16 protein-coding genes and 1 pseudogene are annotated in these 25,354 nt (G+C 68.3%); 6 read left to right on the forward strand and 11 right to left on the reverse strand.

Going from position 1 to position 25,354, the window contains the following annotated elements; all coding sequences use genetic code 11:
- The first annotated feature begins 152 nt into the window (after positions 1-152).
- Positions 153-1,475: a threonine synthase gene (thrC, locus tag IT182_12880; GenBank protein MCC6164236.1), complete on the forward strand. Its 1,323-nt coding sequence runs from the start codon at positions 153-155 to the stop codon at positions 1,473-1,475.
- Between the two features lie 9 nt (positions 1,476-1,484).
- Here the strand turns inward: thrC and IT182_12885 are convergent, their stop codons facing one another.
- From IT182_12885 to IT182_12920, 8 genes are all read right to left on the reverse strand, one after another.
- A complete protein-coding gene (locus IT182_12885) occupies positions 1,485-4,490 on the reverse strand; it encodes a PD40 domain-containing protein (GenBank protein MCC6164237.1) in 3,006 nt (1,001 codons plus the stop codon).
- A 70-nt stretch (positions 4,491-4,560) separates the two neighbouring features.
- Positions 4,561-5,052 (reverse strand): hypothetical protein, encoded by a 492-nt coding sequence (locus tag IT182_12890; protein MCC6164238.1) that lies wholly within the window; start codon positions 5,050-5,052, stop codon positions 4,561-4,563.
- A gap of 105 nt (positions 5,053-5,157) precedes the next feature.
- Positions 5,158-7,065: an ATP-binding cassette domain-containing protein gene (locus IT182_12895; protein MCC6164239.1), complete on the reverse strand. Its 1,908-nt coding sequence runs from the start codon at positions 7,063-7,065 to the stop codon at positions 5,158-5,160.
- A gap of 24 nt (positions 7,066-7,089) precedes the next feature.
- A complete protein-coding gene (locus tag IT182_12900; protein ID MCC6164240.1) occupies positions 7,090-9,477 on the reverse strand; it encodes an RNA-binding transcriptional accessory protein in 2,388 nt (795 codons plus the stop codon).
- Between the two features lie 65 nt (positions 9,478-9,542).
- Positions 9,543-11,195 carry an energy-dependent translational throttle protein EttA gene (gene ettA / locus IT182_12905; GenBank protein MCC6164241.1) on the reverse strand — a complete coding sequence of 551 codons (1,653 nt, stop codon included), beginning with the start codon at positions 11,193-11,195 and terminating at the stop codon, positions 9,543-9,545.
- Between the two features lie 95 nt (positions 11,196-11,290).
- The gene (locus IT182_12910) at positions 11,291-12,349 is read right to left on the reverse strand and encodes a TIGR00266 family protein (protein MCC6164242.1); all 1,059 of its coding nucleotides are present in this window, start codon (positions 12,347-12,349) and stop codon (positions 11,291-11,293) included.
- 33 nt (positions 12,350-12,382) lie between these two features.
- Positions 12,383-13,102 carry a DUF533 domain-containing protein gene (locus IT182_12915; GenBank protein ID MCC6164243.1) on the reverse strand — a complete coding sequence of 240 codons (720 nt, stop codon included), beginning with the start codon at positions 13,100-13,102 and terminating at the stop codon, positions 12,383-12,385.
- Between the two features lie 9 nt (positions 13,103-13,111).
- Complete coding sequence (locus IT182_12920; protein MCC6164244.1) at positions 13,112-13,744, reverse strand: alpha/beta hydrolase; 633 nt, start codon at positions 13,742-13,744, stop codon at positions 13,112-13,114.
- Positions 13,745-13,852: 108 nt separating this feature from the next.
- Here IT182_12920 and dinB point away from each other — a divergent pair, with 108 nt between their 5' ends.
- Positions 13,853-14,947 carry a DNA polymerase IV gene (gene dinB / locus IT182_12925; GenBank protein ID MCC6164245.1) on the forward strand — a complete coding sequence of 365 codons (1,095 nt, stop codon included), beginning with the start codon at positions 13,853-13,855 and terminating at the stop codon, positions 14,945-14,947.
- A 134-nt stretch (positions 14,948-15,081) separates the two neighbouring features.
- Here dinB and IT182_12930 read toward each other — a convergent pair whose 3' ends face one another.
- The 3 genes from IT182_12930 to IT182_12940 all read right to left on the reverse strand — a co-directional run bounded on the left by IT182_12930 (position 15,082) and on the right by IT182_12940 (position 19,522).
- Positions 15,082-16,515, reverse strand: a complete 1,434-nt coding sequence (locus tag IT182_12930; GenBank protein MCC6164246.1) for a hypothetical protein — start codon at positions 16,513-16,515, stop codon at positions 15,082-15,084.
- The gene (locus IT182_12935; GenBank protein ID MCC6164247.1) at positions 16,512-18,239 is read right to left on the reverse strand and encodes an ABC transporter ATP-binding protein; all 1,728 of its coding nucleotides are present in this window, start codon (positions 18,237-18,239) and stop codon (positions 16,512-16,514) included. Before IT182_12935 ends, IT182_12930 begins: the two co-directional genes overlap by 4 nt.
- A gap of 107 nt (positions 18,240-18,346) precedes the next feature.
- A complete protein-coding gene (locus IT182_12940) occupies positions 18,347-19,522 on the reverse strand; it encodes a peptidylprolyl isomerase (GenBank protein ID MCC6164248.1) in 1,176 nt (391 codons plus the stop codon).
- Positions 19,523-19,664: 142 nt separating this feature from the next.
- Between IT182_12940 and IT182_12945 the strand changes: the two genes are divergently transcribed.
- The 4 genes and pseudogenes from IT182_12945 to IT182_12960 all read left to right on the forward strand — a co-directional run bounded on the left by IT182_12945 (position 19,665) and on the right by IT182_12960 (position 25,284).
- Positions 19,665-22,349, forward strand: a complete 2,685-nt coding sequence (locus tag IT182_12945) for a prolyl oligopeptidase family serine peptidase (GenBank protein ID MCC6164249.1) — start codon at positions 19,665-19,667, stop codon at positions 22,347-22,349.
- Positions 22,350-22,411: 62 nt separating this feature from the next.
- A complete protein-coding gene (locus IT182_12950) occupies positions 22,412-23,560 on the forward strand; it encodes an ATP-binding protein (protein ID MCC6164250.1) in 1,149 nt (382 codons plus the stop codon).
- Positions 23,561-23,837: 277 nt separating this feature from the next.
- Positions 23,838-24,965: a hypothetical protein gene (locus IT182_12955; GenBank protein MCC6164251.1), complete on the forward strand. Its 1,128-nt coding sequence runs from the start codon at positions 23,838-23,840 to the stop codon at positions 24,963-24,965.
- A 91-nt stretch (positions 24,966-25,056) separates the two neighbouring features.
- A pseudogene (locus IT182_12960) lies at positions 25,057-25,284 on the forward strand (DNA-binding protein).
- Positions 25,285-25,354: the final 70 nt, after the last annotated feature.

The raw sequence follows: 25,354 nt of genomic DNA on the forward strand, positions 1-25,354 counted from the left end.
AACGAGCACACCAGGCCATCTGCTCCCGCACAGCCGTGGCATTTCCTTGTCCAGCAGTCGGTTGCAGGTTCGGCATCGGACCAGGTGCGCTCCTCCGGGCCTGGCCCGCACACAAGCGTGCAAGGCCAGCCACGAATCTGTAATCGGCCGATATGTATCGCGCTTCATTCCGCTGCATCGCCGGGTGCCCGGGCACCCATCCGCTCTTCACGCCGCTCTATCGCTGCCCGACCTGCGGCGACCTCCTGGAGGTGGCGCACGACATGGAGGCCTTGAAGGACCGCTCCGCAGGCGCGTGGATGCGGCTCTTCGACGACAGGTACAAGCGCACGCTGTGGCCGTACGGCTCCGCGGTGTGGGGCAAACGCGAGTGGGTGTGCCCCGACATCCGCGACGACCAGATCGTGTCGATGGACGAGGGCGGCACGAACCTGCTGTGGGCGGAGCGTTACGGCAGCACCCTCGGCGTGCCGGACCTGTGGATCAAGCAGTGCGGCAACTCGCACACCGGGTCGTTCAAGGACCTCGGCATGACCGTGCTGGTGTCGGCCGTCCGCCAGATGATCACCGACGGCCAGCAGGTGCGCGCCATCGCGTGCGCGTCGACGGGCGACACGTCGGCGGCGCTCGCGGCGTATGCCGCGGCCGCTGGCATCCCGGCGATCGTGCTGCTGCCGAAAGGCAAGGTGTCGGTGGCCCAGTTGCTGCAGCCGATCGCCAACGGCGCGTTCGTGCTGTCGCTCGACACCGACTTCGACGGCTGCATGGCGATCGTGCAGCGGCTGGCGGCCGAAGAGGGCGTCTACCTGGCGAACTCGATGAACAGCCTGCGCCTCGAAGGCCAGAAGACGGTGTCAATCGAGATCGTCCAGCAGTGGGACTGGCAGGTGCCTGACGTTGTCGTGATCCCGGGCGGCAACCTCGGGAACGTGAGCGCGCTCGGCGCCGGGTTCGACATGATGCAGGCGCTCGGCGTCATCAGCAAGCGTCCCCGCATCGTCGTGGCACAGGCCGCGCGTGCCAATCCGCTCTATCTCGCGTACACCAACGGCTGGCAGTTCGAGCCGGTGCAGGCGCAGAGCACGCTGGCCTCGGCGATCCAGATCGGCAACCCTGTCTCGATACGTAAGGCGATACGCACGCTCGAGGCCTACGACGGCATCGTCGAGCAGGCGACGGAAGCGGAGCTGGCCGATGCGTCGGCGCGCGCCGACCGCACGGGCATGTTCAACTGCCCGCACACGGGCGTGGCGCTGGCCGTCCTCGAGAAGCTGGTGGCGCGCGGAGACGTGACGCGCGACCAGAAGGTGGTGGTCGTTTCGACGGCCAACGGCCTGAAGTTCAGCGACTTCAAGCTGCAGTACCACACGCGTCAGCTCGAGGGTATCGACGCGCGTCTGGCCAACACGCCGATCGAACTGCCCAACGACTACGACGCCGTGAGGCGGGCGATCGACGAACAAGTCGCGGGATAGGTGGCCGTCCTACGGGCGGAGCGTCACTGCTCCGGTCCGCTCGTCGATGTCAAGGACGTCGCCGTTCTTCACGACCACCCGAACGCGGAGCGTGTCGGCGATCCGTTCGAGCGGATTGCCGTCGACGATCACCATGTCGGCGAGCTTGCCCGGTTCGAGCGTGCCGAGATCGCGTCCCGCGCCGAGCAGGTCCGCCGTGTTGCGCGTGGCTGTCTGAATCGCCTCGAACGGCGTGAGCCCCGCCGCCACGTAGTCCTGCAGTTCCACGTGCAGCGACGTCCCGTATGGCGACAGCGGCGAATCGACGCCCGCGATGATCCGCACGCCGGCCTCGTGCAGCGCGCGCACCGTGCGCTGCGCCGGCGTCAGGTCGGCACGTCGACGGGACGCAAGCCCACGACGCGCACGCACCGTGGCATCGGTCCATGCCGGTTGCAGGGCGAGCCAGCGCGGATCCTCGATGAGCGACACGTCTTCATTGGCCGCCACCTGGAAACCGCCAAGCGCCAGCGTCGGCGTCAGCGTCATGCGCGCGCCGGCGACGATCCTGATGACGTCCTCGTATGCGCGCCCGGCCAGCGACTGCTTGGTCGAGTACCCGCGACGGCTCGTGGCGCCGGTGTGCTCCACGCTGTCGGCTCCCGACAGCGCCGCCGGGTAGATCTCGTGCGACGACAGCGGGATGCCCAGCCGGTGCGCCCCCTCGATCGCGCGGCGTTGCAGCGTGTCTGGCAGGCGCACGTACGTCTTGAACGTGTCGTAGTCGAGCCGACTGGCGCGCAGTAGTTCCCTGTCGACGGCTGCCTCGCTCGACGAGGGCGAGGCCATCGGGTAGTACGGACGGATGCCGTCGAGCAGATAGCCCGTCGTGAACAGGCGCGGCCCCACGCGCCGCCCGGAGTCGATCGCTTCGCGAGTCTCGAGTTCGTCATAGGGCAGGCCGCCCACGTCACGCACGCTCGTGACGCCATATGCCAGGTGGACGAAGCCGAAGTTCCTGCCGTGCTCGACCAACGTGTGCGCGTGCCCTTCGATGAGCCCCGGATAGATGGTGTGCCGGCTGGCGTCGATCACGCGCCCCGTGTGATGCGACGCGTCGTGCGGCACGATCGCGGCGATGCGATGCCTGTCGACGATGATGTCGACGTCTGTGCGGGGCTCCGGTGACACGGCATCGATGAGTCGCCCGGCGTGGACGACGAGGCGTCCTTCCGGAACTCGGCGCTGCCACGTCAACGGGATCGCGATCGTCGTGGGAGGCGTGCCATCGAGGTGCGCGACGCGCACCGCGTCGCTGGACAGGTACAGCACGCGATCCGGCCCGGCCCAACTGATGCTGTCTGCCAGTTCCTCGGCCACGCGCACGGGCGTGCCCGACGGACGGCCCTGCGCATCGAGCGCCTGCACGTGCAACTGGCCGTCGACGACGAACGCCCACCGGCGGCCATCGGGCGACACCGCGGGGCCATCGCCCGCGCGCTTGCCCGCAGCGACGTGCGGCTGCGGAATGAGCAGGTCCGGCTGTCCCGCCTCGACGGGCACGGACCACGCGTAATTGGTGGCTTCCCTGTAGCGCGCCGAGTACGGCCTGATGGCCGATACGACGATGCGTGTGCCGTCGGGCGTCCACGAGGGATACCCCACGCCGAACGCACGATCGCGCAGGCGTCGTGACGGACCACCTTCGGCAGGCACCACGTGCAGCTCGCCCTGCTCGTAGGCCTGATTGCTCACGTACGCGATCCGGCGGCCGTCGGGCGACCAGACCGGCGCCATGTCGGCGTCGGTCGACGAGGTGAGACGGCGCTCCTGCCTCGTCGAGAGATCGCGCACCCACACGTCCATCGAACCCGCGCGATCGGACGAGAACGCCAGGGACCGGCCGTCGGGCGACCATGCCGGATCCGTGTCGACACAGTCGTCGTCGGTCACGCGAACGGGCGTGCCGTCGATCGGCTGGATCCAGATGTCGCCGAGCGCGGCGAACGCAAGACGGGTCCCATCCGGCGATAGCACGGGGCGCAGGATGCCGAGCGCGGGTCGCGGCGTCGTCGAGTCGAAGTCACGGACCTTCCGCGCATATCTGGCAAGTCGCACGGTGAGCGAAGCGGTGAACGGCACACCGGGCAGCGCTCCACGCGTCAGCGAGCGTCGCTTGATCGTGCCGTCGGCCGGATAGAGGAATTCGTCGCCGTCAATCCACTGCGCACGGAACGGGACGTAGTCCTCGTCTGCGGCGATCACGTCGGTGTTCAGGTACAGGCGAGCCCGCGGAGCCGGCGTTCCCGGCGGTACCGTGGCACCGGCCCCTTGCGTGATCGGCATCGTGGTGAACAGCACGCGGCCATCGCGCGACCACGATGGCGCGCCGACGCTGCCACGGGCGTCAGCGATCCGGCGCTCCGCACCATCGAGCGTCGTGGCGTAGACGCCAGGCGACGACGAGCGCGTCGACGCGAACGCGATCTCGCTCCCGTCCGGCGACCATGCGGGGAAGAAGTCGTCGCCCGTGTGGGTGGTCACCGGCGTGACAACGCCGGACGCCACGTCGAGCACCCAGATGTCGTAGTTGCCGCTGCGATCGGAGGAGAAGGCGATGCGTCGCCCGTCTGGCGACCAGTGCGGCTCTCTGTCGTCGAATGGTCCGGAGGTGACGGCCGTCAGCCCCGTTCCGTCGGCGCGGATGGTCCAAATCCGCCACGTGCCGTCCCTGTAACTCTGGAACGCGAGACGCGTACCGTCGGGCGACCAGTCGGGCTGCCTGATGTCGCCGTACTCGTCGGTGAGCCGTCGCGCGTCACCACCGCCGATGGGCACGACCCACAGTGTCCCCTGGAGGTCGAAGGCCACCTGCTGACCATCGGGCGACACCGCGATGGCCATCGACGTGCCCTCGCGCACGGTGACTACGACGTCCTCGCCACCCGCCTGCGCCGCGCTGGTCGCCGCCCCACGCAGCCCCAGCCACGAGACAGCCACGACCACCAGCAAGAGGAGAACCCGATACACCGTCATCAGCCGCTCCCCCTCTTGCCCTTCGCCCTTCACCCGTGAACCGTGAGCTGCGGGCCGTGAGCCGCAAGTGTCAGAGAAACTGTCCCACTCCCCCCCACGTGGCGTGATCCTGCAGCCGGAGCGTGTGGAGGTACAGATTCACGTCCTCGACCGGATACGCCTCTCGGATGGCCTGCACGGCTGCCGGAAGCTTCTCCTGATCGACGGCGGGCGCGGATTCGTCGGAGATCAGCCCATCCTCGTGCGTCACGCCGAGGACGTCGAGGAACGCGCCCATCATCGGCCGCTGCTTCGCGAGGTGGAAGGTCACGAGCAGTCGCCCCGCCACGCCGTCGGACACCGCGGCGAGACCGGCCGTGTACTTCGCCTTCTTCTCGAGCGGCAGCGCCAGAACCGACTTGACGCGGAAGTTCAGCCGGCGCGAGAGGAGTCCGACGATCTCCGCGTGCTCCGCGCCCGCCTCGCCCTCGCTCCAGAAGGCCTCGGCGGCGGCCCGCCGCTGGCCATCGGTCATCATCTTCCAGAGTTGTGAAGCGCGAGTGATCTCTTCGACGTCGGACATGGTGAACCTGCGTGCTGTCGCCGGCCGGTGCAGGCACCGTGGCGGGAGAAGTCATGAAGGGCCTGCCACAGGAGATGCCCCGCGACCGCCGTTGAATCAGCCATCTTACCGCGCCGCGCCGGCCCGGCCTTCGAGGTCGAGCCACCGGGCCATCACACGTTCGAGCTCGGCCTCGCAGGCCTCCAGCGCCGATGCCGTCTCGGCCATCCCGATGGGACCGCGCAGGTGGAAGTCCTGCGCGTTGATCGCGGCTTCCAGGTCGGCCTTTCGTGTCTCGATGCTCTCGATCGAGGCGGGAAGCGCGTCCAGTTCGAGGCGTTCCTTGTACGTGAGTTTCGCGGGACGGGCGGCGACGGGCTCCCCCGCGGGACGAACAGGTTGTTCGCGCACCGGCTCCGGTGTCTCGACGAGGGGCGACGGCCGCTGACGCACCCAGTCCGAGTACCCACCGACGTACTCCCGCACGCGGCCCTCGCCCTCGAACGCGATCGTGCTCGTGACGACGCGATCGAGGAACGCGCGATCGTGACTCACCACCAGCAGCGTGCCGGCGAATCCGAGCAGCAGGTCCTCGAGGACGTCGAGCGTCTCCAGGTCGAGATCGTTGGTCGGCTCGTCGAGCACGAGCAGGTTGGCCGGACGGACCAGCAGTCGCGCGAGCAGAAGGCGATTGCGCTCGCCGCCTGACAGCGCGCGCACCGGCGACTGGAATCGGTCCGGCGTGAAGAGAAATTCCTTCAGGTAGCCGGCGACATGGCGCGTGCCGCCGCCTGGCACGTCGACCATCTGCCGGCCGTCGGCCACGGTGTCCATCACCGTCACGTCGGGGTCGAGTTGCTCGCGCTCCTGATCGAAGTACGCGATCGACAGGGTCGTCCCGCGAACCACCTCTCCCGACTGCACGGGCAGGGTCCCGAGCAACAACCGCAGCAGCGTCGTCTTGCCCGACCCATTGGGGCCGAGGATGCCGACGCGATCGCCGCGCATGATGCGGCCGCTGAAATCGTCGATGACCGGGCGGTCGCCGAAGCTGTGCGAGAGATGACGGGCGTCGAGCACCAGCGCACCGGAGCGTTCGCTGTCGTCGATGGCGAGGTGCACGGTGCCGGCCTTCTCGCGCCGCTGCGCGCGCTCGCGTCGCATGGCCTCGAGCGCGCGGACGCGGCCTTCGTCCCGCGTGCGCCGCGCCTTGATGCCCTGCCGGATCCACGCTTCCTCGCGCGCGAGGAGCTTGTCGAACTTGTCCTGCTGCTGCGACTCGGCCTCCTGCTCGGCCTCGCGCGTCTCGAGGTACGTATCGTAGTTGCCGGGATAGCTGCGGAGCATCCCGCGATCGAGCTCGACGATGCGCGTAGCCAGCGCACGCAGCAGCGTCCTGTCGTGCGTGACGAAGAGCAGCGCGCCGGTGAACTCGCGCAGGAAGGCTTCAAGCCACTCGATCGAGTCGATGTCGAGATGGTTCGTCGGCTCGTCGAGCAGCAGCACGTCGGGTTGCCGCACGAGTGCCTGCGCCAGCAGGACGCGGCGACGCTGGCCGCCCGAGAGCGTGCTGACGGCTGCGTCTTCGGGCAGGTCGAGGCGCGCGATCACGTCCTCCACGCGCTGCTCGAGACGCCACCCGTCCTGCCGGTCCAGAGCGTCCTGCAACTCGCCGAGGCGGGCCATCAGGGCGTCGGTGCCGTGCTCGGCCACCGCGTGCGCCACCTGGTGATACTCGGTGGCCAGTGCGCCCAGTGCGCCGAGCCCGTCGGCCACGACGGCGAACACGCTGCGATCGCCACCGGGCGGCACGTCCTGCTCCAGTCGCGCCACACGAAGACCGGGCTGCTGCCATACGCGGCCGGAATCGGCCGGAAGCTCGCCAGCCAGCACGCGCAGCAGCGTGGACTTGCCCGCGCCGTTACGACCGATGAGGCACACGCGCTCCCCGGCGTCGAGCCGCAGCGTCGCGGCTTCGAGCAATGGCCGGTGGCCGAACGCCATCGTCACGCCGTCGAGTTCGATCAATGCCATTGTCGCGATCGCAGGGCGACGCTCCTACCGGCCGCCGAGCAACTTCTGGAATGCCGCCGACATCGCGGTGGATGACGGCGCGGCCGGCGCCTGCGGACGACGTTCCGGTTGACGCGGCGACGGCTGTCGGTCCTGTCGCTGACGCGGCACGCGTGCATCGGCCGCACCACCCTGGCGCGCATCACGAGCCTGCGGCTGACGCGCCGCCGGCCGTTCCGTCTTGCGCATCGTGAGCGCGACGCGCTTGCGCGCGATGTCCACTTCGAGCACCGTCACCGTCACGATCTGGCCGGCCTTGACGACGTCGCGCGGATCCTTCACGAAGCGGTCGGCGAGCTGCGACACGTGGACCAGGCCATCCTGATGGACGCCGATGTCGACGAACGCGCCGAAGTTGGCCACGTTGGTCACCACGCCTTCGAGCGCCATGCCCGGCGCGAGATCCGACAACTGGTGGACCGAGTCCTTGAACTTCGCCGTGCGGAACTCCGGGCGCGGATCGCGTCCCGGTTTCTCGAGTTCGGCGAGGATGTCGCGCACGGTTGGCGTCCCGAATCTCTCGTCGGCAAACGCTGACGGGTCCAGCGTGCGCAGGAAGGCGCCATCGCCGATCAGGCTCGGCACCTCGCGCGAGGTGGCACGCGCGATCCGCTCCACCACCTCGTACGCCTCGGGGTGGACCGCCGATGCGTCGAGCACGTCGGGGCCGTTCGGGATGCGCAGGAAGCCCGCCGCCTGCTCGAACGTCTTTTCGCCGAGCCGCGGTACGGCACGCAGGTCGGCGCGCCGGCGGAAGGGTCCGTGCTGCGTACGGTAGTCGACGATTTGCGCGGCAAGGCGCGCGTTGAGCCCGGAGATGCGCGACAGCAGCGCGGGCGACGCCGTGTTCACGTCGGCGCCGACGGCGTTCACGCAGTCCTCCACCACGCCATCGAGCTGCCTGGCGAGAGCCGACTGACTGACGTCGTGCTGATACTGCCCGACGCCGATCGAGCGCGGCTCGATCTTGACCAGTTCCGCCAGCGGATCCTGGAGACGCCGGGCGATGGACACCGCGCCACGCAGCGTGACGTCGAGATCGGGCAGTTCCCTGGACGCCAGCTCCGACGCCGAGTACACGGACGCCCCAGCCTCCGACACCACGATGCGCGTGAGCGAAATCTCGGGGAAGCGCTCCATCAGGTCGGTGACGAGCTTCTCGGTCTCCCGCGACGCCGTGCCGTTGCCGATCGCCACCAGATCCACCTTGTGCGCGGCGCAGAGCGCCGCCAGTGCGGCGATCGATCCGTCCCAGTCCTTCTTCGGCTCGTGCGGATAAATGGCTGTGGTAGCGACGACGGCACCGGTGTTGCCGACCACCGCCACCTTCACGCCGGTCCTGATCCCGGGGTCGAGGCCCATCGTGACGCGCGTGCCAGCCGGTGCGGCGAGGAGCAGGTCGCGCAGGTTCGTGCCGAACACGCGGATCGCCTCGGCTTCGGCCATCTCGCGCAGGCGCTGCTCGACGTCGTTCTCCAGCTTGGGCTGCAGCCGCGCCTTCCACGCGAGCGTGACGGCGGCGCGCAGGAAGTCGTCGGCAGGGCGCTGCTGGTGCGTGACGCCGGCACACGCGGCGATGCGGCGTTCCGGCTCACCCAGCGGTGCCCCACTCTCATCGTCGGGCAACGCGATCGACAGCTTCAGGGCGCCTTCCTTGCGTCCGCGCAACAACGCGAGCACGCGATGCGGCGGGACCGTACTCACCGGCTCGCGCGCGTCGAAGTAGTCGCGGAACTTCGCGCCCTTCTCTTCCTGCCCTTCCACCACCACCGACCGGAGCGTGCCGTGTTCCCACACGTACGTGCGCAACCCGCCGACGAGCTCCGGCGCTTCGGAGAAACGTTCGATGAGAATCGCGCGCGCACCGTCGAGCGCCGCGGCGACGTCGGCCACGCCCGTGGCCTCGTTGACGTACTCGGCGGCCGCCTCCTGCGGGACGAGCGCGGGCGTGGCGAGCAATGCGTCCGCAAGAGGCTCCAGACCCTGCTCGCGCGCGATCTGCGCCTTCGATCGCTTCTTCGGACGATGCGGGGCATACAGATCCTCGAGACGCGTCTTGCTGTCTGCGCTGCGAACTGCGTCTTCGAGCTCCGGCGTGAGCTTCTGCTGCTCGACGAGCGCAGCGAGGATCGCCGTGCGCCGCTCCTCGAGCTCACGCAGATATCCGAGGCGCTCCTCGAGCGTGCGCAGCTGCGTATCGTCGAGACCGCCGGTGGCCTCCTTGCGATAGCGCGCGATGAAGGGCACCGTGGCGCCCTCGTCGAGTAACGCGACGGCAGCGGTCACCTGACGGGCCGCCACCGACAATTCCTGGGCGATGCGATCGAGGATCGGCGTGAACACGACCGGCGATGCGGTCGGCGAGCTGGTCATGATGGCTCTTTCAGAGGGCTGACGCACAAGGCGCCGCTTGGGAGGGCCGGCTCTCCGAGCCCGGCCTATCTCGTGAGCTTACGGTACTTCACGCGATGAGGCGTGTCTGCCGCGGTGCCGAGCCGGCGATGGCGATCGGCTTCGTAGTCCTGATAGTTGCCCTCGTACCACACCACCGTGCTGTCGCCCTCGAAGGCGAGGATGTGCGTGGCGATGCGGTCGAGGAACCAGCGGTCGTGGCTGATCACCACGGCGCAGCCGGCAAAGTCGAGCAGGGCTTCCTCGAGCGCACGAAGCGTGTCCACGTCGAGGTCGTTGGTGGGCTCGTCGAGCAGCAGGAGGTTGGCGCCGCTGCGCAGGAGCTTGGCCATGTGGACGCGATTGCGCTCGCCGCCCGACAGCTGCCCCACGCGCTTCTGCTGATCGCGTCCCTTGAAGTTGAACCACGACACGTACGCACGCGACGGCACCGTACGCTTGCCGAGCGTGATTTCGTCGTGGCCGCCGGAAATCTCTTCCCAGACCGTGCGGTCGGCCGTCAACGCGTCGCGCGACTGATCGACGTACCCGAGCTGCACGGTCTCGCCGAGACGCAGCGTGCCGGCGTCGGGCGACTCGGCGCCGGTGATCATCCGGAAGAGCGTGGTCTTGCCGGCGCCGTTCGGACCGATCACGCCGACGATGCCGCCGCGCGGCAGCGTGAACGTGAGGTTCTCGAAGAGCAGGTTCTCGCCGAACGCCTTGCGCACGTCGCGCGCCTCGACCACCACGTCGCCGAGACGCGGCCCCGGCGCGATGTAGATCTCGACGGTATCGAGCTTCTCCTTCGTGTCCTGCGCGAGCAGATCCTCGTACGCGTTGAGGCGCGCCTTGCCCTTGGCCTGGCGCGCCCGCGGCGACATGCGGATCCAGTCGAGCTCACGCTGCAGCGAGCGCTGCCGGCGCGACTCGGCTTTCGCCTCCTGCGCCAGTCGCTGCTGCTTCTGATCGAGCCAGCTGGAATAGTTGCCTTCCCACGGGATGCCCTGCCCGCGATCGAGCTCGAGAATCCAGCCGGCGACGTTGTCGAGGAAGTAGCGGTCGTGCGTGATCGCGACGACGGTGCCGGCGTACTCCTTGAGGAAACGCTCCAGCCACGCGACAGACTCGGCGTCGAGGTGGTTGGTGGGCTCGTCGAGCAGCAGCAGGTCGGGCGATTGCAGCAGCAGCCGGCACAACGCCACGCGACGCCGCTCGCCGCCAGACAGCGTGGTGACGTCGGCGTCGGGCGGCGGCAGGCGCAGCGCGTCCATCGCGAGCTCGAGCTTGCTGTCGAGATTCCACGCGTCGACGGCGTCGATCCTGTCCTGCAGGGCGGCGAACTCGTCGGCGGTCTCGTCGGAGTAGTTGGCCGACAGTTCGTCGAAGCGCGCGAGCAGGTCCTTGATGGCCTGCACGCCCTCCTCGACGTTGCCGAGCACGGTCTTGGCCGGATCGAGCTGCGGTTCCTGCGGCAGGTAGCCGACGGTCCGGCCCTGGGCGAGGAACGCTTCGCCGGAGAACTCCGTCTCGACGCCGGCCATGATGCGCAGCAGCGTCGACTTGCCGGCGCCGTTGTAGCCGAGCACGCCGATCTTGGCGCCCGGCAGGAACGACAGCCAGATGTCCTTGAGCACGACCTGGTCCGGGGGATAGACCTTGGTCAGCCCCTTCATCACGTAGATGTACTGAGGTGCCATGCGTGAGGTGGCCGACCACCGAGGCCGGACCGCCCGATAGTGTAGCAGCCGCGACGCGGCCGCTACAGATGGAGGCCAGGGGCTCCAGCCCCTGGCTAATTATCGCCGTCGAGGAGATTGCCGAGGCCGCCGAGGATGGAGCCTTCCTCCTTGCCGCCACGCGTCAGGCCCGGCACGGCCTTGATGATGCGATCGGCCATGCGGCTCAACGGCAGTGACTGCAGCCACACGCGGCCTGGGCCGGTGACGACCGCGAAGAAGAGCCCTTCACCACCGAACAGCGCCGTCTTCACCTTGCCGACAAACTGCACGTCGTACTGCACCGACGGAGTGAGCGCGACCAGGCACCCTGTGTCCACGCGCAGTTGCTCGCCCGCCTTCAGATCGATCGCCTCGATCATGCCGCCCGCGTGCACGAACGTCAGGCCGTCGCCGGTGAGGCGCTGCATGATGAAGCCCTCGCCGCCGAACAGACCGACGCCGATCTTCTTCTGGAACGCGATGCCGATCGAGACGCCCCTGGCCGCCGCGAGGAAGCTGTCCTTCTGGCAGATCAGCTCGCCGCCGAGCTGCTCGAGGTCCATCGGCAGGATGCGTCCGGGGTACGGCGCCGCGAACGCCACCTTCTGCAGCGACGACGACGGGTTGGAGAACACCGTCGTGAACAGGCTCTCACCCGTCAGGAGTCGCTTACCAGCTCCCACGAGCGCGCCCATGATGCCGGCCGACTGCTGCTGACCGCCATCGCCGAAGATCGTATCCCTCTGCACGCCGGCGGTCATGTACATCATCGTGCCGGCCTCGGCCACGGCGGCTTCGCCCGGATCGAGTTCCACCTCCACGAACTGCACGTCCTCGCCGACGATGCGGTACGTGAGCTCGTGCGCCGTACGTCCGCCAACAGGCGCGGCGTAGGCAGGCGAGGGTGCCGACGCCGCAGGAACGGCCGCCGCCATGCCCCCCGGGGCCACCGGGGCCGCGGCGACGGCGAACAGCGACGCGAGCTGCGTCGAGTCCTTCGCCGCCTGCCACTGCGCCATCCCCGCCGTGAAGACGAGCGTGTCGGGCCCGACAACGCCGGTGCGAATGCGACCGACGAGGTCATCGAACGAGATCGGACCGACTGGAGCGTTGTTCTGGGCGTAGTACCACATGGTGATCGATATCGGCAGGAGACAACGATGAAATCAGCCTGATTCGCCCGACAGCGTGTCCCGCTCGATGCGATCGACGATGTCGTGCGGCAGCGCGAGCAGACGCTGCAACTGAGTGAGATACATGCGCTCGCCGGATGAGATGCCGTCCTGACCGTGGACCACGGCGTAGGCGAGCGCATACGCCACCTCGCGCTGCTCCGGCGAGACGAATGCCGATGCGATCGACTCGAGAGGCCGGCGCGCCTGCAACTCGGCATCGACCAGCGCCGCGGCGCCCAACGCGTCGGCACGATCGCGGATCAGCGCGATCTCTTCGTCCGACAACTCGCCGTCGGCGCGCGCCGCGCTGACAGCGAGCTGAATCAGCGGGAGCAGCGCCGCCGGCAGCGGAGGAGGCGGTGGCACGGCAGTCGCCGGTATCGCAGGCGTGGGCAGCGGTGGTGGCACGACCGATGGGCCGGACGCACCTGCCATCACGCCGCGCGGCGAACTCCCCGGTACAGGCGGCGGTGGCGGTGGCGCAGACGATGTCGGCGTGGCCGCGGGCGTACTGCTACCCTGCATGGTCTCGAGCGCGCCCCAGATGAGACCGCCGACGGTGAGGAGCGTGCCCGCATTCAGCAGGCTGCCGCCAGCACGTCGAGCCGCATGCCTGCCGACGCCCGACAGCCCGACGCCGCCGCGACGCCGCTTCTTCCTGCCGCCGAGAAAGCCGCCGATCAGTTCGCCGATGAGTCGTTCCGGATCCATGTTCTGTACTTACGCGCCGAAGCCCGTCACGTTCAGCCACTGCTGCGCCCGCGTCACATCGTCTCGGGTGAGGGCGTGGCCGCCGGAAGACCAGAACGGTGTCACAGACGCGCCGGTTGCCGCAAGCGTGTCGGCCAGGCGTCGTGCTTCCGCGATGGGCACGAGCGGGTCGGCCTCGCCTGCGGCGAGGAACACCGGCCGGTCGTCGAGCGCCGGCAGCGGATCCGGCGCGAGGATGAACTGCGCGTGCAGCAGTGCTGCCGCGGCAAGGCTGTCAGGGTGCAGCAGCAGCGTCGCGTGCGCGATGTTGGCACCGTTGGAATACCCCACCGCCACGAAGCGATCGCGCGCGAGACCGTACGTACGCGACGCCTCGTCGAGGAACGCGGCCAACTCTCCCGCGCGCACGCGCACATCGTCCAGATCGAAGCGGCCCTCCGCGAAGCGACGGAAGAAACGCGGCATGTGGCCTTCGAGCACGCGCCCGCGCGGGCTGAGCAGCGCCGCCGTTGGATGAAGCGCCCGTCCGAGCGGCAGCAGATCGTGCTCGTCGCCGCCGGTCCCGTGCAACACCACCAGCGTCGTCTGCGCGCCGTCTACCGCCGGAACGTGCCGATGCTCGAAGCCCGCCAACGTGGACATGACGATGACTGTACCGCGAACGGCGGCGCGCGTCGGCGACAGGTGGTCGCCGCGTTGCCAGTCCGACATTCCCACGAATCCTGCAATTGCGGCTACGCTCTTCGCCGTATGTTCTCCCGACCTGCTGACGTGCGGCGGATTCTGCACATCGACATGGACGCGTTCTACGCATCAGTCGAGCAGCGCGACAGGCCGGAACTGCGCGGGCAGCCGGTGGCGGTGGGCGGCCGGCCGGAGAGTCGTGCGGTCGTGTGCGCGGCGTCGTACGAGGCGCGGGTGTTCGGCGTGCGATCGGCGATGCCGATGTCGCGGGCGGTGCGTCTGTGTCCGAACCTCGTCATCGTCCCGACCGACTTCGCGAAGTACAGGGCCGCGTCACAGACGGTGTTTGCCATCTTCCGATCGGTGACGCCGCTCGTGGAACCGCTGTCGCTCGATGAGGCGTATCTCGACGTGACCGAGAACGCATGGGGCGAGACGCTGGGCGTGGACGTCGCGCGACGCATCAAGCGCGCGATCCACGAAGAGACGGGGCTCACGGCCTCGGCCGGCGTGGCGCCCAACAAGTTCCTGGCCAAGATCGCGTCGGGCTGGCGCAAACCCGACGGTCTCACCGTGATCGCGCCCGAACGCATGGAGGCGTTCCTGCAGCATCTCCCCATCGACGCGTTGTGGGGCGTCGGACCTGTGACGGCCAAGCGGCTGCGTGCACACGGAATCGACCGGCTCATCGACGTGCGCGCGGCGACACCCGCGACGCTCGCGGCGGCCGTGGGTTCGCAGGCCGCGTGGCTCACCGCGCTGGCATGGGGGCGCGACGATCGGCGCGTGACGCCCGATCGGCCGACGAAGTCGCATGGCGCCGAGCGGACCTACGACGAGGACATGCGCGACGTGACCGTCATGCGCCACCAGCTCGAACGGCTGTCGGCGATCTGCGGCGAGTGGCTGGAGCGCAGGCAGTACCGCGCGCGAACCGTCACGCTGAAGGTGCGTTACGACGACTTCACCACCGTCACGCGCAGCCAGAGCGTGTCGGGAGGCATCGGCGACACGGCGACGATCCGGACGCACGCGATCGCGCTGCTCGACAGAACCGCGGCCGCCACGCACCCCGTACGCCTCCTCGGCGTCAGCGTCCACAACTTCATCGACCCCTCGGCCGTCACGACGACGGGCGACGGGCTCCTGCCGTTCGACTGAGGAGCGCGGGCAGCCACAAGGGCGGGTCGCCCCTACGCACGCCCCGATCGATGTGGCCTGGGATGAATCCCGCGGTGTAGACGCCGGACTTCCACCTTCGCCCTTCTGGCTACGGCGGACAAGCTGTCCGGCAGTCAGTGAACTCCGCGGCGGAAGATGGACAGGTGCAGACGCGACAGCACCTCGCGTCGCTCGTCGAGGACCGGGGCCACGGGGAACACGTCCCGCGTGTGAGCGAAGTCGCGCCGCAGCAGCGCATCGCGACCGAGGATCCCGTCGCGATGCATCCGTTCCCACTGCGGCAGGCTGTCTGCCCAGCCGCGCAGGCCGGCGGCCACGATCAGTCCCGCGAGCACGAGGCTCGCACGCCGCCAGGCGCGCGTGCGACACGGCGACGCGGTGGTCAACAGCATCACCAGCCCGACCCAGAACAATGCGGTGAACGCGATATAGCGCGACGCCGTCATCGCGTGCAGGCCGAGCGGCACGCGTCCCACTGCCGTGATGCCGCACGCGGCCACGGCAAACGCGACGAGCAGCGCCGGGAAGAGCCAGACATCAGGCCGGCGCAGGCCATCACGACGCACGTGCAGCCACACGAGCCACATCGCGAGCGCGATACCCGCGATGCCGATGAGCGGCAGGATCACGGTCGCCCCACGCGCACCCTCGGAGAACGGTGAGAACACGTACCAGACAGGCATACCGAGAGCCAGACAGAGCCCATACGCCACTCTGAGGGCCGCCACCGGAGAGGTGAAGATGGGCGCCGGTGGCGGCAGCCCCTCGGGGTGCACGAGTCCCCTGACGTACGCCACGCCTACCACGATGCCGATGCCGAGCCACACGGCGGTTCGCAGCCGCCACCGCGCGTCGCGACGAATGGCGATGGCAAGCGCACCGAGCGGCCATGCGAGGAGACAGCTGGCGAATCCGGCGGTACCCACGAACACCGACGCCGCGGCGCCCGCCAGTCGTGTCCATGTGGGTGGCCCGTAGGCCAGCAGCATGAAGGCGACCGACGTCGTGCACGCGCCGAGCAGCAACGCGATCTGCCAGCCGGGCAGAAGGAAGTTCTCCCACTGCGTGGCGGTGGCCACGAACGTGGCGACACCGGCGACCAGCACCACGCTCGCGGCACCATGCCAGTCACGTGTCGGCTCGGTCGAACGCGCGTACCGCAGCGTCGACACCAGGACGAGCACGTGTACCGCCGTGACGATCAACGCGAGCCAGAGTTCGTGCCAGTGGTTCCACCGGCTCCAGGCCACATGCGCGAGGATGAGGGTGCGCGCCACGGCAGGCCGATGCTCGTTGTGCGGCGCCCACAGATCGCGCCACGAGACCCCCGAGGTCTCTTGCTGCTCGATGAGCGGAACGGCGTCCCAGATGTCGGCACGAGGCAGGTCGACGAACGACGACGCGCACAACGCCGTGATCGCCAGGCCGAGTACGGCGATCACCGCGCCACCGACACACGCCGCCGCGCGCGACTGTCCGGATCGTTGCGCGATGGCCAGCGTGAGCACGCCGACGACCAACGGGAAGACGAGGCGCACCGGGCTCACGCGCCTGAGGCGTCGATCCCCGCCGTGACAGGCTCCGGCGTGAAGTCCTCACCCGGATTGATGAACCGATCGAGTTCGACGGCGTACTGGCGGTCGTGCAGGTCGCGATAGCGGCCGCCGAGCGCCATCAACTCCGCATGCCTGCCATGTTCGACGATCCGGCCGTCTTCGATGACGAGGATCTGATCCGCGCTGCGAATCGTGGACAACCGGTGCGCGATGACGAACGTGGTGCGTCCTCGACGCAGCGACCGGAGCGCGTCCTGGATGCGCGCCTCGCTCTCGCTGTCGAGACTCGACGTGGCCTCGTCGAGGATCAGGATGCGTGGGTCCGCGAGAATGGCGCGCGCGATCGCCACGCGCTGGCGCTGCCCGCCGGACAACCGCACGCCGCGCTCCCCCACCACCGTGCGATACCCGTCCGTGAAACCCTCCACGAACTCGTCGCAGTACGCGATGCGCGCGGCGGCGATCACCTCGTCCATCGACGCGTGCGGATTCGCATAGCGGATGTTGTCGGCGATGGTGCCGTCGAAGAGGAAGTTCTCCTGCAGCACGATGCCGAGGTGACGGCGGTAGCTGGAGAGCTGTATCTCGTCGATGTCCTGCCCATCGATCAGGACGCGTCCGGTGGTCGGCCTGTTGAAGGCCATCACCAGGCTGATGAGCGTGCTCTTGCCCGATCCGCTCGAACCGACGAGTGCCGTCGTGGAGCCAGCCGGCGCATCGAAGGACACGCCCTTGATCACCGGCACGCCGGGCGTGTACTCGAACCAGACGTCCTCGAACGTGACGCGCCCCTCGACGTCGGTGAGCTCGCGACGCGCGTGATCGTCGGCGTCCTCGGTGGCCATCTTCTTGATCTCGCGAATGCGGTCGAGGCCCGCGAACGCCTCGGTGATCTGCGTGCCGATCGACGCGATGGAGATCATCGGCGCCGCGACGAGGCCGGTGAAGAAGACGTACATCACGAAGTCGCCGAGCGTCATCGTGCCCGCGACGAGCGACCTGCCGCCGATGGTGATCATGATGACGCCCGTGACGCCGATCACCACGGTCCCCATCGCCGTCGTCGCCGAGACGCCGGTCATCGCCTGCGCGACGTTGCGCAGCAGGCGGTGCGCGCCCTTGCTGAAGACAATCTCCTCGCGCTTCTCGGCGGTGTACGCCTTCACCACGCGAATGCCGCCGAGCGACTGCGACAGCCGGCCCGTGACTTCGGCCTGGATCTGCCCGCGTTCGCGGAACAGCGGACGCAGGCGCTTGAAGGCGAGCGCCATCACGGTGCCGAAGCCCCCGAGCACGACGATCATCGCGAGCGTCAGCGTCCAGTTCAGGTAGAACAGCACGCCGAGCGCGATGATCGCGGTGAGGATGCCGCCCGTGAGCTGCACGAGCCCCGTGCCCACGAGGTTGCGGATGCCGTCGGCGTCGCTCATCACGCGCGAGATGAGGACGCCCGTCTGCACGGTGTCGAAGTAGCGCACGGGCAGGCGCGCCACGTGGGCCTGCACCTCGCGCCGCATCTCGGTGATCGCGCGCTGTGCCGCCACGCCGAGAATCTGCGAGAGCGCGAAGGAGGTGACCGCTTCGCCCAGCGTCGCGAGCCCGACCACCAGCGCCAGCGTCCACAGCAGGTCCGGTTGGCTCTTGCCGATCACGTCGTCCACGAGGTACTTGGTCGACGCCGGGAGGACGAGGCCGAGGAGCCGGTTGACGAGCATCAGGCTCAGCCCGAGCGCGAGGCGGCCGCGGCTCTTCCAGATGAGCGCGCGCGCTTCCTCCCACGCATTGCCGTAGTCGATCTTCTTCTTCCCGTCCTTCGCGTCGCTCACTGCGCGTCCTTCGTGATGGTGACCTTCGTGATCGCGATGCGTGTGCGCGGCGCCTCGCCGTCGAGCGCCGTCTGCTCGATCGCGCGCACCACGTCCATGCCTTCGAGCACGCGGCCGAAGGCGGTGTACTTGCCGTCGAGCGTGGGTGCGGGCGCGGTACAGATGAAGAACGACGTGCTGGCGCTGTCCGGATCGTCGCCACGCGCCATGCTGAGGATGCCCGCCTCGTGCTTCAGCGCGTTGAACTCGCCGCGCACGGTGCCGACGGCCTTCCGTTGCACTTGCGTGAGCGGCGCCTGCCGCGACGACAGATCGCCAGCCTGAATCGCGAACCCCGGCACCACGCGATGGAACCCCGTGTCGTCGTACACGCCGAGCTGTGCGAGACGCAGGAAATTGCGGACATGCTCATGCGCGACATCGGGCGCGAAGCCGACGATGATGTCGCCGAGCGTGGTGCTGATGGTGGCGCGCGTCGCCGCGAGGGCTTCGACCGTCGTCTCGGCGAACGGTGCCGCGCTCGGCGGCGGCGTGTCTCGCACTGTTGCCTTCGTGATCACGACGCGCGACGTCAGACGTCCTTCGGCGTCGAGCGGCGTGAGCGAGATCTGCTCGACGACCTCGAGACCTTCGACGACTTCGCCGAAGACGGTGAACTGCCCGTCGAGTCCGGGTTGATCGGTGAGGCAGACGAAGAACTGCGCCCCCGCGCTGTCTGGCTTGTTCGGGATCAGGACGGCCGCCACGGCGCCACGCACGGTCTTGCGATCGTTGGGCTCACGCTTCAGGCGATTGAGGCCGCCGGTTCCGTAGAGCGTGGTCTTCGCCGGATCGATCGAGAGCGGGTCGCCGCCCTGGACGATGCCCATCGGCACGGCGCGATGGAAGGTCGTGCCGTCGTAGGCGCCGGCATCCGCCTGATCGAGCACGAACCCGACGTGATTGGGTGCCGCAGCGGCGTCGAGTTGCACCACGAACGTGCCGTGCGTCGTCTCGAACACGACCTGCTTGTCCGCGAGCGCCGACGCGGGTCGCGTGGCGGTGTACCGAGCCGGAGCGGCTGGCGCCGGCGCTGGCGTCGACTGCCGACGACGCGTCTGCGCGTCGACATCTGCGACGGCGACGACTCCGACGAGCATCGCACCAGTCACGACAAGAAGGCGAAGGCGCACGTGCCCATCTTACCGCGCGGCGCGCACCGCTGACGCGAGGCCCGTGGCCTGGCGATCCTCTCGCGTGACTCTTCGCGGAGTAGCGCATCCGACCGCCGCGTGCGTGGCTACTACAATGGCGGCGCGAAAGGATGCCGTCCAGATGAAGCCAGCCCTCCGGTGTGTCGCCATACTCCTGCTCGTTGCGCTCCCTCCTGTGTCGCGGGCGGACGCGCAACAGGCACCCGGCGACGGCTACGTCCTGCCTCCGGCGTCGGTCCAGGACCTGTTCGCGCGCGACAAGCACATCGCGACACTCAATCGCCTCAGCCCCGACGGTGACCATTTCGTGATCCCGCACTTCCAGGAACTGAGCGATCTGAAGCAGATGGCACGGCGCACGCTGCGCCTTGCGATGCTGGAGCTCATCCCGGAGGTCAACCGCGAATGGCGGCTCGCCACGTACGGCAACACGGGGCTCGACATCTACTCGCTGCGTGAGCGACGTACGTATCCCGTCACCATCCCGCGCGACGCCTACGTGAGCGACATGCGCTGGTCGCCAGACGGAGCGCGGCTCGCGTTCGTCGCGCACCTGCCGACGGCATCGCAGGTGTGGGTCGCAGACGTGAAGACGGGCACCGCGCGCGCGGTGAGTGACGCGCCCGTGATGGCCACGCTGCTCGGGCGGCCTGGTGGCGGGGGCGGCGAAGCGCCTGACGCGCAGGGCAGCCGCCTGCTCCAGTGGCTGCCGGACGGCTCGCTGCTCACCGCGCTCGTCCCGTCTGCGCGCGGTCCCGAGCCGCTGGAGTCCGCGGTTCCAACGGGACCGATGATCCGGCGCACCCGCGAGAAACCGACGCCGACGTCGACGCTGCCGTTCCTGCTCCGCTCGGATCACGACGCGCAGCTCTTTCGCTACTACACCACGGCGCAGCTCGCGATCGTCGCGCCCGGACGAGCGCCGCGCCTCGTCGGCGCACCGGCCATGTACCTGGACTTCTCGCTCAGCCCGGACGGCCGGCACATCCTCCGCGAGACCATCGACGAGCCCTTCTCCGACATCGTCGGCTTCACGTCGTTCGGACGACGGCTGGAAGTGATCGACATGGAGGGCCGGGTTGTCTCCGAGATCCGCAAGCGCCCGCTTCAGGAAGGACAGCAGCGCGGGCCGGGTGGAGACGATGACCTGCCACGCGATGTGACGTGGCGGCCGGACGGAAAGGGACTGTCAGTGCTGTGGCGCGAGCCTGCCGCGCGAAGCAGCGCCGCGCCAGCCGGTGACAGCGCTCCACGGGATGGACAGCCGTCCGCGGCAGGCGACGCACCGGCACGCGGCGATCGGCTGCTGCTGCTGGAGGCGCCGTTCGACGTCGCGACGACGCAAACGCTGGCGACGACCGAGCATCGCTTCGCGTCGGTGGTGTACGCGCGCGATGGCCGCTTCGCGTTCGCGACAGTGGCACGTCGCAGCACCGGCAACTCGTCGCCCGGCTCAGGCGGCCGCCAGGATCTCGTGGCGTACGACCTCGCGGCCACGCCTGTCGCCTCGTTCGTGCTGAAGGGCAACGTCAACACCGCCGACCCGCTGACGCTGCCGGGTGAGGTGCTGACCACCATGGACGCCAATGGCATCGCGTCGGCGATCGTCTCGTCCGACGACAGCGCCGTGTTCCTGAAAGGCGCCGGTTACACGAAGACGTTCACGCCGCAGCCGTTCGTGGATCGTGTGGCGATCCGCTCGGGCGAGACGACGCGGATCTTCGAAGGCACGACGACCACGTTCGATCAGCCGCTCGTGGCACTGGATCGCGACGTGACGCGCCTCATCGTCTCTCGCGAGGGGCGTTCGACGGTGCCCGACAGCTACCTCTGGACGCACGGTGCCGGTGATCGGGCTGCGACGTTCGAGAACCTGACGCGCAACACGGATCCGTATCCCGACATCACGGGCGCGCAGCGCGTCGATTTCGAGTACACGCGACGCGACGGCACGACCGCGCGCGGCCGGATCTCCCTGCCCGTCGGGTACACGCCTGGCACGCGCGTGCCGGCGGTGTTCTGGACGTATCCGCGTGAGTACGAGGACCAGGCGGCGTACACGCGCGACGCGATCCGCACGCGCAACACCAACGCCTATACGCCCCTGAGTTTCCTGCGCTGGTCGGACATCTGGCTCACGCAGGGCTACGCGCTCGTGGCGCCCGACATCCCGATCCTCGGACGCGACGGGCGCTTCAACGACAACTACCGGCCGAACCTCGAGGACTCGATCTACGCCGCCATCCGCAAGGTGGACGAGCTCGGGTACGTCGACGTCAATCGCATCGGCCATGGCGGTCACAGCTACGGCGCGTTCACGACGGCCAACCTGCTCGCGCACACGCCGTTCTTCAAGGCCGGCATCGCCGGCGACGGCGCCTACAACCGCACGCTCACGCCGATGACGTTCCAGGGCGAGCGCCGCAACATCTGGGACGCGCCGCACACGTACCTGGAGATCTCGCCGTTCTTCTACGTCGATCAGATCTCGGCGCCCCTGCTCATGTACCACGGCGCGCAGGACAACAACTCGGGCACGTTCCTGATCCAGTCCGAACGCATGCTCCAGGCCCTGACAGGCCTCGGCAAGACGGCCGTCCTCTACGTCTACCCCTTCGAATCGCACGCCCCGCGCGCGAAGGAGAACTTCCTCGACCTGTGGGCCCGCTGGCTCGACTGGTTCGACAGGTATGTGAAGGGGCCGGACGGGGAGATCGGCAACCGGCAACCGGCAACCGGTAGGCTCCTGAAGGCAAGGCCGGCTCTCCGAACCAGCGCCCCCCGCGCCCAAGGCATGCGGACGTAGCTGGCTGAGTTTCCCATGACGAACGAACCGATGAGGGAAGATTGTCATGATAAACTTCCCTCGTGGCGCGTATAGTCAGGCGACTCCTGAAGATCTCGCTCCCGCCGCGGGCCTCGGCATTCCTGTGGGGACCGCGACGCGCAGGCAAGAGCTACTGGGTTCGGCAACACCATCCGGACGCCCCGCTCATCGACCTGCTCCAGACGGACGTGTTTGCGGAGTACGCGTCCCGTCCGGCATTGCTGCGTGAGCGTTTCGCCGCCAGCCCCTCGCACCTGGTCGTGATCGACGAGGTTCAGAAGGTACCGGCCCTCCTCGACGAGGTCCACTGGCTCATCGAACACACCTCGTTGTCGTTTCTCCTGACCGGTTCGAGCGCCCGCAAGCTGCGACGCGGCCATGCCAACCTGCTCGCCGGCAGAGCCTGGCGGCGCGTCATGCTCCCGCTGGCGATGCCCGAGGTTGATGATCTCGATCTCGACCGCGTGATGACCAACGGCCTGCTGCCCCCGCACTTCCTCTCGGCGCATCCGCACGAGGACCTGCGCGCCTATGTCAGCGACTACCTGAAGGAGGAGATCGCCGCCGAGGCCTTGACGCAGAACATCCCTGCGTTCGCCGAGTTCCTGCGCGTGGCGGCGCTCACCAGCAGCGAACTGCTGAACTACACCAACGTGGCGCGCGAGACCGGCGTGTCGGCGAAGGTGGTGCGGACGTACTTCGACATCCTCGAGGACACGTATCTCGGCTTTCGTCTGCCACCGTGGCGACGTGCCAGGCAACGGCGCCTCATCGAGACCGACAAGTTCTATCTCTTCGACGTCGGCGTGACGAACTACCTCGCACGCCGACGGCCGCAGCCCGGTAGTTCCGACTTCGGGAAGGCTTTCGAACACTACGTCCTGATGGAACTGCGTGCGTACCAGGCCTATCGCGCGCCGGACATGGAGTTGTCGTACTGGCGCACCGCGTCCGGCTACGAGATCGACGTCATCGTCGGAGATCTCGATCTCGCCATCGAGATCAAGAGCGGCAACCGCGTCCACGACGGCGACCTGCGCGGACTGCGCGCAATCGCCGAGGAACACCGCATCCGCCGACGGATCGTCGTCTGCCTCGAGTCAGCGCCGCGCACGCTCGCCGACGGCATCGAGGTACTGCCGTGGCGACACTTCCTCGAACGGCTCTGGGCAGGCGATCTCGGCGTGTGAAGCGACGCGCCTCTCTATCCCTTGCGCAGGAGCGTCGCCGGATTCAGGCGGACCGCTTGCCGCATCGGCCAGGCCGACGAGCACACCGGCGCCGGCTGTGCGGTGAATGCCCGGACTGGACAGCGGATCACGTATTTCGATCGATGCGTTAAATGTCTAACGAATGTAGCGTGACAATGCTACCGTCGTCGATGTGGGCATCTCGTATTTCCCGCGCCTGATCGACGATCTCCTGGCTCAGCGCCTGCGACACCACTGACGCCCGACAATGCTCGGAATGCGAACTGCCTCGTTGGTTCTGTCTGGCGTCCTGACGATCGCCTGCACGCCTGGCAGGTCACGTGACCCGGAAGACGCACGCGACGCGGTAGAGCGTGTGTCGCTGCAAGCCGCCGACGGACATCAGATCGGCATCATCGCCTCGGCGGCAGCGTGCGGGAACGACGTCTATCTTGGCGACGCGTCCGGCCTCGTCTGGCATCTCGATGTCCGTCGTCACGCCGGTCCACGCACGCCAATGACACTCGACGCGCAGCACGCTCCGCGGTCGGTTGGCGGCGTGGGTGTGGATTGCGAACGGCACGCGCTGTATGTGCTCGACAGCATGACTCGTACCCTCGTCGAGTTCGACTCGCGATCCGGCGTCGCTCGCACGACGTGGCCGATCGGCGTCAACCCGCTCGCATTCACGGCCCCGCCAGCCGGGCCGCTTGCCGTCGTACCCGGTGTCGCGATCGTCCTGCACGGCGTGGCGACCGCCGGGAGCGATCCCGACCGCGCACCATCGACCGACCAGCACTACGCTGGACGCCATGTCGGCCTGATGCTGTCGCCCGCCACCGGTGAGTGGACGACGGCTTTCACACCGTTCGACAACACATGCCGAGGGCGCTGCGCGCAGACGTCAATCAATACGACTGGACACGCCACGGACACGGAGTTCACAGTGACGCTGCCGACGACACCGACGGTCGGTTTCTACGACGATCACTACAGCCTCGTGCGCGTCGTGGATGTCGCGTCGCCTGGTTTTCTGCGAAGCGCGCACGAACCTGTCGCCCCATCCGACACGTCGGGCTCGATACTGTGGGCTCGTACCAACAGCATGATGCGCACAGCCGCTGTCTGCGGCGGCTACCTGGCAAGCATCCACGAGACCACGGATGTACCCGACGATTGGCAGCCTGGCACGACCCTCGTTCAGTGGCGCCAGAAGCTCAACGTCCACGATCTCGACGGCTCATCTCACGTGCTGGATCACGTACTTCCCGGCTACTACGTCGGCCACGATGACGAGCGCGTGATCAGCGTGGACTACGGCCCCGACGGCAGACAACGCTCGGCAGAACGCGTGGACATCGTTCTCACACGGCCACGCCAACTCGTGCAATCGCTTGCGCCGTAGCGTGCGCTGACGCTCGTTCCCCGGGATGTAGGGGCACCCCTTGTGGGTGCCCGATAGCGCCGCGCAGGTCGAGTCAGAGGAGTAAACCACGATGGAGTACACGTTCACGCTGAAGTATCAGTTGGCATCCGACGACAGCGATACGGATGCGCTCGTCGAACGCCTGGGTGAAGCGGGCTGCGACGACGCGCTCGTCGGTATCGGTCAGTCGGGACGTCTCGCGTTGGAGTTCACGCGAGAAGCCCCGGATGCCGGAACTGCCGTGCGCAGCGCATTGGCAGATGTTCGCCGGGCCGCGCCGTCTGCCAGGCTGATCGACAGGACACTCGTGCAATCGCTTACGCCTTGACGTGCACTGGCGCCCGTTCTCCAGGATGTAGGGCACCCGC

It is taken from the genome of Acidobacteriota bacterium (genome assembly GCA_020845575.1).
Taxonomy (GTDB): domain Bacteria; phylum Acidobacteriota; class Vicinamibacteria; order Vicinamibacterales; family Vicinamibacteraceae; genus Luteitalea.

Coding starts and splice junctions, on each gene's coding strand:
- IT182_12935 (MCC6164247.1), bottom strand. CDS start 18,239: ATGCTCGTCAACCGGCTCCTCGGCCTCGTCCTCCCGGCGTCGACCAAG.
- thrC (MCC6164236.1), top strand. CDS start 153: ATGTATCGCGCTTCATTCCGCTGCATCGCCGGGTGCCCGGGCACCCAT.
- IT182_12900 (MCC6164240.1), bottom strand. CDS start 9,477: ATGACCAGCTCGCCGACCGCATCGCCGGTCGTGTTCACGCCGATCCTC.
- IT182_12895 (MCC6164239.1), bottom strand. CDS start 7,065: ATGGCATTGATCGAACTCGACGGCGTGACGATGGCGTTCGGCCACCGG.
- dinB (MCC6164245.1), top strand. CDS start 13,853: ATGTTCTCCCGACCTGCTGACGTGCGGCGGATTCTGCACATCGACATG.
- IT182_12915 (MCC6164243.1), bottom strand. CDS start 13,102: ATGGATCCGGAACGACTCATCGGCGAACTGATCGGCGGCTTTCTCGGC.
- IT182_12920 (MCC6164244.1), bottom strand. CDS start 13,744: ATGTCCACGTTGGCGGGCTTCGAGCATCGGCACGTTCCGGCGGTAGAC.
- IT182_12885 (MCC6164237.1), bottom strand. CDS start 4,490: ATGACGGTGTATCGGGTTCTCCTCTTGCTGGTGGTCGTGGCTGTCTCG.
- IT182_12890 (MCC6164238.1), bottom strand. CDS start 5,052: ATGTCCGACGTCGAAGAGATCACTCGCGCTTCACAACTCTGGAAGATG.
- IT182_12945 (MCC6164249.1), top strand. CDS start 19,665: ATGAAGCCAGCCCTCCGGTGTGTCGCCATACTCCTGCTCGTTGCGCTC.
- ettA (MCC6164241.1), bottom strand. CDS start 11,195: ATGGCACCTCAGTACATCTACGTGATGAAGGGGCTGACCAAGGTCTAT.
- IT182_12955 (MCC6164251.1), top strand. CDS start 23,838: ATGCGAACTGCCTCGTTGGTTCTGTCTGGCGTCCTGACGATCGCCTGC.
- IT182_12910 (MCC6164242.1), bottom strand. CDS start 12,349: ATGTGGTACTACGCCCAGAACAACGCTCCAGTCGGTCCGATCTCGTTC.